The organism is Mesorhizobium sp. M8A.F.Ca.ET.021.01.1.1, assembly GCF_003998025.1.
Lineage (GTDB): Bacteria > Pseudomonadota > Alphaproteobacteria > Rhizobiales > Rhizobiaceae > Mesorhizobium.
This window is the reverse complement of record NZ_RZSJ01000993.1, coordinates 1-998: the sequence shown is the minus strand read 5'-3', so window position 1 is coordinate 998 and position 998 is coordinate 1. Positions and strand designations below refer to the sequence as shown.

At 66.0% G+C, this 998-nt stretch carries 1 protein-coding gene; it reads left to right on the top strand.

Annotation, left to right across the window (positions count from 1 at the left end):
• Positions 1–205 precede the first annotated feature (205 nt).
• A partial coding sequence (locus EOA36_RS36105; protein ID WP_145969539.1) for a fumarylacetoacetate hydrolase family protein occupies positions 206–998 on the top strand: 793 nt, incomplete at its 3' end.

The following is a 998-nucleotide window of genomic DNA, read 5'->3' as shown; positions in this document are numbered from 1 at the left end:
CCCCCCTCTGTCCTGCCGGACATCTCCCCCACTTGGGGGGAGATTGGCTGTCATCCCTGCCTTCGCCAATTTTCAACGTTGCTAGTGAGGCGCCGACGACGCGGCCGGCTGATCTCCCCCCTAGTGGGGGAGATGTCCGGCAGGACAGAGGGGGGCGCCGTAGAACTCGGCGATTCCGGTCGGCAAATAGAACCGGAGTTGCAGCATGAGCGCCCGCCTCGCCACCTTCACCGCCGGCGGCAAGACACGCTATGGCGCCATCACCGCCAAGGGCGTCGTCGACCTCTCGGCCCGCCACGGCCAGTGGCCGACATTGCGCGAGGTGATCGGGGCCGGCGCCTTGCGACGCCTGGCGGAAGAGGCGGACACCCTCGCCGCCGATTTCCCGCTCGACGCCATCGCCTACGACATCCCCATTCCCTCCCCGGAAAAAATCATCTGCGTCGGCGTCAACTATCCCGACCGCAACGAGGAGTACAAGGACGGGCAGGCAGCTCCCGCCAACCCCTCGCTGTTCATCCGTTTTCCGCGCTCTTTCGTCGGCCATGGCGCGCCGCTGGTGCGGCCGCCGGAATCACCACAGCTCGACTACGAGGGCGAAATCGTCATCGTCATCGGCAAGCCCGGCCGGCGCATCGCCGAGGCCGACGCGCTGGACCACATCGCCGCCCTGTCGCTGTGCAACGAAGGCACCATCCGCGACTGGGTGCGGCACGCCAAGTTCAACGTCACGCAAGGCAAGAATTTCGAGCGCACCGGCTCGATCGGCCCCTGGCTGGTGCCGTTCATCGACGAGGCGCAGATCGCCGACATCGCGCTGACCACCCGCGTCAACGGCGAGGTGCGCCAGCAGGACCGCACCAGCCGGATGATCTTTTCCTTCCGCAAGATCATCAATTACATCTCGACCTTCACCACATTGGTGCCTGGCGATATCATCGTCACGGGAACGCCGACCGGCGCCGGCGCCCGCTTCGACCCGCCGATCTGGCTGAAAC